This is a genomic window from Microcoleus sp. B5-D4 (assembly GCF_036705145.1).
GTDB lineage: Bacteria > Cyanobacteriota > Cyanobacteriia > Cyanobacteriales > Microcoleaceae > Microcoleus.
In genome coordinates, this window is the sequence record NZ_JAUBTV010000069.1 from 1 (window position 1) to 8046 (window position 8046).

General features: G+C 46.2%; 4 protein-coding genes and 1 tRNA gene. All 5 read right to left on the reverse strand.

Translation table 11 applies throughout. The annotated features are described in order from the left end of the window. Window positions 1-725: 725 nt before the first annotated feature. Window positions 726-4049, reverse strand: coding sequence for a protein DpdE (gene dpdE / locus QUB10_RS25170; protein ID WP_333205943.1), 3324 nt, complete (start codon window positions 4047-4049; stop codon window positions 726-728). A 202-nt stretch (window positions 4050-4251) separates the two neighbouring features. Continuing rightward, on the reverse strand, window positions 4252-4902 hold the full coding sequence (locus tag QUB10_RS25175; RefSeq protein ID WP_333205944.1) for a glutathione S-transferase: 651 nt from the start codon (window positions 4900-4902) through the stop codon (window positions 4252-4254). Between the two features lie 128 nt (window positions 4903-5030). After that, on the reverse strand, window positions 5031-5978 hold the full coding sequence (trhO, locus tag QUB10_RS25180) for an oxygen-dependent tRNA uridine(34) hydroxylase TrhO (protein WP_333205945.1): 948 nt from the start codon (window positions 5976-5978) through the stop codon (window positions 5031-5033). A gap of 536 nt (window positions 5979-6514) precedes the next feature. Beyond that, a tRNA-Gly gene (locus QUB10_RS25185) sits at window positions 6515-6586 on the reverse strand. Window positions 6587-6907: 321 nt separating this feature from the next. Next, window positions 6908-8046: calcium-binding protein (locus QUB10_RS25190; RefSeq protein WP_333205946.1), on the reverse strand; the 1139-nt coding region annotated here is incomplete at its 5' end.

Sequence of the window (8046 nt, forward strand, 5' to 3'; positions counted from 1 at the left end):
TTAGTGCCGATGGCGCGGAGACGATAGAAAGTCGGCTCGATGCCGCCGAACTTCAAATCACGATACTGAAAAAGAAGGTAGCCAAACTTCAATCGGCCGTTGGTGCCGGAAAGTTCAAAAACTCGAATAACGTCTTTGACCTGCTAGTTTGAGTTTGAGTTTGAGTTGGCATTTTTACGAGTAGCCGCCTACAGTTGGCGGCTACGCCAGAAAATACAGGCAAAGATACACTCGAAAGTACGAAAATTAACCCCAAAAGTTCAGTCAATTTAAAACCCTATCAGGGATTGCATTTTGAAGAGTAGCGGCAACAGTTTGAGAAATTGATGGTACACTAGAGATAGCGGTTATTCACCTTACTCACAGGAATAACCGCTATCTCTAGTGCTTGGCTAGTGATTTAATGCCGCGATATACCCTTCCGGCGAGGGGACTTTTCAGAAAAAGTCTAGAAAATAAGTTAAATTTGGTTCAGGTTTTTAGGATTTTTGTTGTCTCTCTCACTAGCTAACGCTATTTAGGGACAGCGAGAGCCTTTTTTTTTGCCTGCGGGTGCAAGCGGGTTAATCTCTGCTACCCTGTCGCTGTCTAGAATTTGTCTAGAGAATATTCTCTTTAAAATAAGCTAGCTCAACGCCTGAAACGACGCAAATATGTTACCTAACTAGAAAAAGTCTAGAATCTAGAGCGAGAACGGCTGAAACTATTAGTTTTTGGTACTTTGACTACTCCTTTACAGGAGGACGCCCAGAAATCACAATGAATCCCACAGACTCAAGAGTCATGTGCGGGCGGCGAATCCCAGCTAAAACCGCTTGACTCAACAAACTTTCGGTATTGATTTCATCAGCTAAAACCGATTCTAAAAGTTGTTCGGATTTAGACAGTCGATTCAATCGCAACTGCAATTGATTCACCCGGTTTTCGAGTTGGATAGCAGCAGTGACAGCGAAACTATTGCACATTTCCACAAAAGGCGATCGCCCGCGCAGCAATTCCTCCGATACCACCCGTCCCTTTTGACAAAAATCATCCCATTCTAGCGGATCGACAAAACTGTCAATCAGCGACGTGCGATTTTTCGACAAATTATAATCCCGATTCGGCCCGCCTTTCCCCTTATAATCCCGCTGCAAAATCGCCAGAAGTGCCGCATCTTCCACCAGAGACATTGGCTCGCTGCGAGCATCTACAAACACAGTTTCAAAAATTGGGAGAAACAGAGCATCAGCGCGGCGCTGCAAAGCTTTCAAGTTGTAATTTTCGATGTTTTGTGCTTGCAAAATTTGCTGAGCAGGCTGCACATCAGTCTGGATTGAATAATTAAACTGAAAGCCAAACCACTCCTTCCCAGGCTCCGCATCCCAACTTTCATCATGCCGCCACATGGCAAAAGCTTGACCGCGATCGTCCCAGCGAATATAAGAGCTAATTGCATCGATCAATCCCTCACCAATGCGGTAAAGAGCGACATCCGCATTCTGATGAGCAATACGGCGATTGTAACTACCATATTGCTGGCAATAAGGAACCAATCTGGTCATCAAATCCTTCGAGGGAATTAACGTTTTTTGAGTAGGTTTATAGCGCATCAACCCCGATACACTCGGATGTTCGATTTGTTTGAAGTGAAGAGCTTGACACAACCAACCTTCAGTCGCCCGCTGCATTTCTTTATGCTTAGCATCGCAGTTGTCGAGAGATTCAAAATACTGAGATGCGCTGTCATCAAGAGTATCAATTTCATCGAGAACGTACTGTTCATCAATTTTGATTTTCTCTTGTTCGATTTCAGTTTTAATCGCTTCAATTTCGCTGGATAAGCCCTTGCCTCCCTCAGCAAACAACTTTTCTTCAAGTTTGAGAAGTTTTTCCTCAGCATAAAACTGAAGGCTGGCAATAGATTTGTTGAAGATATCAAACCCATCTTTTAAAACTTGAAACCAAGCTTCGTGGGGACTCTCCGGCATATCCGGGCCTGCAAACAAACAAAATTGCACTCCCATTTTGCTACCAATGCGATCGACTCTGCCGAGTCTTTGTTCTAACTGATGGGGAAACCACGGCAAATCGAAGTGAACTAACCAATCTGTCAATTGCAGATTTACCCCTACTTCCGCCGATCGATCGCACACTAAGATAAAACAATGGGGTTCAGTCTTAAACCGCTTGAGACTAGCCTCAACATCATCAGCCGATTTTGTCGTGTCATGGCTGGCGATCGCATTTTTACCAAAGATTTTAGCTAAATTTTCCGCAATCTCTTTACAAGTTGCAGTAAAACTGGTAAAAATCACAATTTTCGGGAAACGTTCGCCTGGAATCGGCCGTTTAATTTGCTGTTGAATTCTCGACAGCAAATCGCGAGGTTTGCTGTGATACTCGCGCGGAACCTTCAAAGCAACTGCCAGAAATCGGAGAATGGCGATTCGTAACAAACTCAGTCGATCGAGTCCTTCCTGGGGCTTTTCCAGGGTATTGAGCAAGGTTTCCAGCATTTCCCTTTCTTCGGGAAACAGCGCCGTTTTGGTCAAAATTGCCGTGTCATTTTGTCCAAATTCGCGATCGAGTTCTGGAGTCGATTTTTTCTGCAAGCGAGCTTTGACAACCCGTTCTAAAACATTCAGCCAAGTACCAGAAGCGCGGAAAAACAGCAGAAAAATTCTCTGATATTCGCTCGACTTGGGAGCGACTGTCCGCCATTTATCGAGTACGGTTTGAATTTCCGACCACTGTTCATCATTCAGATCATACTCAGTTTTGGGGACAGCCTCTCGCTCGAAAATCACATCTTCAACCGCATCCCGGCGGTTGCGAAGGATGCGACGGTGCAGGCGGTAGGTATCTCTAACGTGAGTGCGAATAGTTTGGACAATCCCCGCCTGTTCTGCTGTTTCTTTAGTTTTCAAACAACTTTCTAACTCTGTTGCTAATCCGATTAAATAATCATCTTTGGCAAAAATAGTGCGAAGTTGAGCGAGTTTTGCTTGCAAAACAGCAGGCTTGGCATTTTCTCGAAAATCTAGCAAAGCGCGACCGATTTCTTGACGGTTTTGCACCTGTTCTTTGAAGCTTTCCAGGTCATCAAGACGGTAAGTTGTGGGATCTAGCAAGTGCAGCATCGTTAGAAAATCTTGCTCGTGGCCAAGAACTGGCGTTGCAGATAATAACAATACATTTTTGCTTTTCTGAGCTAGTTTCTGACAGAGTTCAAAGGACTGCTGCTGAGTGCGATCGCTCGAATTTGCCATTGCCGCCACATCATGCGCTTCATCCACAATCAGAAAATCTAGGTTAGCGTTGCGGCTAATTTGATTGATGTCGCTAACAGCAGCAAGCTGCACTCGGTCAGCAAAATGAGACAAATAGAATTTATTTTCCAACTCCTGCCGCCACTGTTCGAGCAAGTATTTCGGAACCAGTACCACAGCGCGTCCGTTGGGTTCATCTAGCAGGAATTGGCGGAGAATTGTGCCGGCTTCTACTGTTTTTCCCAGTCCTGGTTCGTCTGCCAATAAATAGCGCACGATTGGGTCTTCTAGGACGCGCCGCACGACTTCAACTTGGTGCGGGTAGAGGTCTATGTTAGCAGAAATTAAACCGGTCATGCCGCGGCTGACGGCCCGCTGTTCGATCGCAGATTGAACAAATGCCAATCGGCGATCGTGAAAATAGGGCGTTTCTTGGCCTTTGACTGCTAAAATGTCGATCGGATCGGCGATCGGGATATTGCAGCGAACGTAAAGTTCGGTTTCAACAGCTTGCAAACTTTGGCTGTCGGGCAGGTCAATTTCGTACTCTAATTTATCTTCATCCCAGTCATAAACTCGCCCAATTATCCATCTTTCCTGAGTGGTACTCCAGAGGTAGCAGCGGGTTTGGCGCTGAAGTCTAGCTTCTTGCAGTAGACTTAATGGCACAGTTTTGCGGATGCGCTTTTTAACTGAGCAAAAATATTCAACTACCGCCTCGGTACGCGATACCTCGACAACTTTTCCGACTCCCAAATCGTTTCTGGGCGATCGAACTAACGAACCAACATCAATCATAGTTTTAGCCTGACAATACTTACTAGAATACAGTAAATCCTTTCACCTTAAAAAATTTAGCAAGATGCGATTTTCGCCTGCTTCACTTTTTTAGTCAAATGAAAGTCAATCTGCTATTCGGAAAACAATAATTTTAGCATGATAACTAACATTTTGGTATTCAATAAATATGCTAGCAGCGAATAAGAATACCTACTTACGCTCAAGGAAAAATAACGCCTAGATTACCAGATTCCCATTTCGGATATTTCTGCATCACACTGCTATAAATTTCCGAGTCTGTGAACCCTGCTAACCAAGCTTGTAGCGGCGGCCAAGGCTGTTCGTTGAACCAAGTTTGATCTGTATGAGCGAATTGACGAACAAAAGGTGCGATCGCCATATCAGCCAATGCTACATTGTTACCAAATAAATATTTAGTCGCGCTTAACTGTAAGTTAAGTTTTTCCAGGAATAAAGAACCTTCATAACGATGTACTTGGGCATCAACACCGGGATAACGATCGGGGTACTTATAACGGTCAAGATGATATTTAAATCTATCATCAAATAGAGCGATTAGTTCCAGCATTTCTGTAACCGAACCTTGCTGTGGCATCAACCATTTTTCAGGATCATGTTGTCTCAATGCCCACAACATGATATCGATACTTTGATCGAGTACACGCCCGTCAATATCAATCAATATTGGTACTGTACCTTTGGGAGATATTTCCAACATCTCTGGTGGTTTGTCTCGCAAAACAACTTCCCGCAACTCACACACCCGATTGCTAACCATCAAGGCCAAGCGCGCGCGCATAGCATAGGGACAGCGGCGAAACGAATACAAAATCGGGTATGTTGCTGACATATTATATGTTTAGTCGATCGCGCGATCGGGTTTGTCGGGTCAGAAACCCGGTTTCTTTCGATATTTCTCGTCGTCAAACAAGATTTTTCGTAGAAACCGGGTTTCTTTGAGCTTAGTGAATAATACTATTAGTCGCAGGCCTCATCTACTTTTTCCTTCGCATCGTAGCGCGCGCCTATATGTACTTGGTTGCGACGCTTAGCAAGCTCAATCTGACGTTGACGTTCAGATAAGGCTTGTTTTTTGGTTTCAGTTTTTGAGTCATGACAATGAGGACAACTCACACCAAGCACAAATAATTCAGAAGCCTTATCTTCCTGACTAATCGGGTGACGACAACCGCGACAAAGTTCATAATTACCCGGCTTTAAGTCCTGACCAACAGAAACCCGTTCATCAAAGACAAAACATTCACCTTCCCAACGACTTTCTGCTTCCGGCACCGTTTCCAAATATTTTAAAATTCCGCCTTCGAGATGATAGACTTCCTCAAAACCTTGACTACGCAAAAAAGCAGTAGATTTCTCGCAGCGAATACCACCCGTGCAAAACATTGCCACCTTGGGTTTATTGCGTAAAGCAGTTTCCCGCAACACCCATTCAGGTAACTCAGAAAAGCTTTTTGTTTTGGGATTAATAGCGCCTTCAAAAGTACCCATAGATACCTCGAAGTCGTTACGCACATCAACCACCACAACATCGGGATCGTCAAGCAGCTTATTCCACTCATCAGGCTTAACATATTTGCCAGCCATGAGGCGGGGATTAATGTCCGGTACTCCCATCGTGACTATTTCGCGCTTCAAGCGTATTTTCAGACGGTAAAAAGGTGCTTTTTCCGAGAAAGATTCCTTGTGTACCAAATCCGCAAAACGCGGGTCACTACGCAAGAATTCCAGCACTGCGTGTACGCCCTCGGATGAGCCGGCAATAGTGCCATTAATGCCTTCTTGGGCCAGTAAGATAGTGCCTTTAACGTTGTTGTTGTTGCAACAATCGAGTAGCGGTGCTTTCAGCTCAGCAAAATCAGGTAGTTCAACGAACTTATATAAAGCAGCGGTTAAGAAATAAGCCATAGATTGAAGGGATAGCACTAATTAATTTTCATAATTAAATTATATGAAAATTCAGTCAAAGGGGACGGTGGGACTCGAACCCATGAGGTTCAGCGGAAGAGGTAAGCATCACTCATGGAACCCGATACTGGCAAAGGGTTACATCCTCCGATCAGATTTTTGTATCCCGTGTGGTCTCCAAATTCTCTCCAAATTCTCTCCCAATTGCTAACGTTGTCCTGTCACTGTGGAAATTTTACCATGACCCATACGTCTAGTAGAGGTGCGGAATGTGGGTTGAAAGCACAAGGCAAAAAGTCGAGGGTTGATTTGGCGGATATGGAAACTGTGCTGGACGTATTGGCCGAGCTAGGCGCTTAACCAAACTCATATTTAGAGACACTCCGAATACTCTCCAAAGTGTCTCCAAATTGTCTCCAAACAGCCCTCAAAAACCCTGTGTTTGTCTCCAAAAACATCTTGTGCAACCACAGAGACCCAGCCCTAGAAACGCCAAAACCCTTGATTCCTCAAGAGTTTTAAATAGTTTTTTCGCAAGCGGACGGTGGGACTCGAACCCACGACGTTCAGCATGGGAAGCTGACATTCTACCACTGAATTACGCCCGCGCTTAGTGTTTTTTACCTGCTTTCACCTTCTTTGACTTTGGAGGCGCAGCGGTAAAAAACGACTAGAAAAACATTGTACAACTATTTTCGGATTTTGAGTATAGCATTTTGACAATCAATTTTCGGCGATCGCCGATCGCCCCTCCACCCGACAAAAAAGTCCTGCACCAAAGGCAGGACTTAATCTGGCTTACCCCGTCAATCTCTTCTATTAGTCTCTTAGAGAGGGACTTCGTTTGACAAAAAGCGGTTTCAACCGCCGATAGATCGAGGGGGTGGATTTTCAACCGCCAATAGATCCAGGGCGATCGAACTTTGCCATTAGACGAAGCGCAAAGAGGTGCTGTCAATAGCCAGGAAAGAAACTGATTGGACGATCGCAATCAATTCATCCGCGCCATTCGTCTTCTTAAAGATAGCGGTTCCAGCAGGCAATCCTTCGGGTGAAGCACCTAACACGTAAGTGCTAGGAGCACCTTGAAGTTGGAGGATATCTTCAGTCGGGTTGAAACCGACAATCAAAGCGTAGTCGCCTGCGCCAGTGCCGGTATCGTTGCCATCGTTGTAATAGAACTTGGTGGCATCTCCCAGCAAGAAAGTATCATTGCCTTCAGCGCCAATCAGGGTATCGATTTCGCCGCGCCCTGGATTAGCAGCAGTGCCGTCAACGCCGCTGAGAATGTCGTTGCCTTCTTTGCCGTAGAGGAAATCGTTGCCAGTACCGCCCAGCAAAGCATCATTATCTTTACCGCCGTACAGGGAGTCGTTTCCAGCGTCGCCGGCTAAAGTATTGTTGCCTAGATCGCCGCTGATGGCATCGTTACCGCCGCCGCCATACAAAACGTCCTCACCTTTTCCTCCTAACTGGATATCGTTACCGTCGCCTCCAATCACGGTGTCATTGCCGTCGTTGCCAAATAGGAGATCGTTGCCGTCGTCGCCAAATAAGGCATCGTCTCCTTTGCCTCCGAAGAATGTGTTGTTTTCGCTATTGCCGATTAAGGTGTCGTTGCCTTTGTTGCCGTAGACGGGACTGTTAGCGTCGATCGCAACGATCACGTCATTGCTGTTACTGCCGATATTCCCTGACGCTGAACCTGTCGGTGCGGGTGCGTTTGTGAGTGTGAGTGCGATCGGAAGTGCGATCGTCTGAGTCGGTGCCGGAGTGAAAACGGGTGTAGGTGTTGTAGCCGGTGTGGGCGTTGTAACCGGTGTGGGCGCCGTGGGTGGCAGCGGTGGGAGTGCAACCGGTGTGGGCGCTGTGGGTGTCGGCGCCGTGGGTGTGGGCGCCGTGGGTGTGGGCGCCGTGGGTGTTGGTGCTGTGGGTGTTGGCGTCGTGGGTGTTGGCGCTGTGGGTGTTGGCGCTGTGGGTGAGTCTGGTAAATTAGCAGCCAGAATGTCGCTACCAGAGAGGTTGTTGATGGTTTCGATCAAACCCGCACCCGCGAGGGTTGGGGATG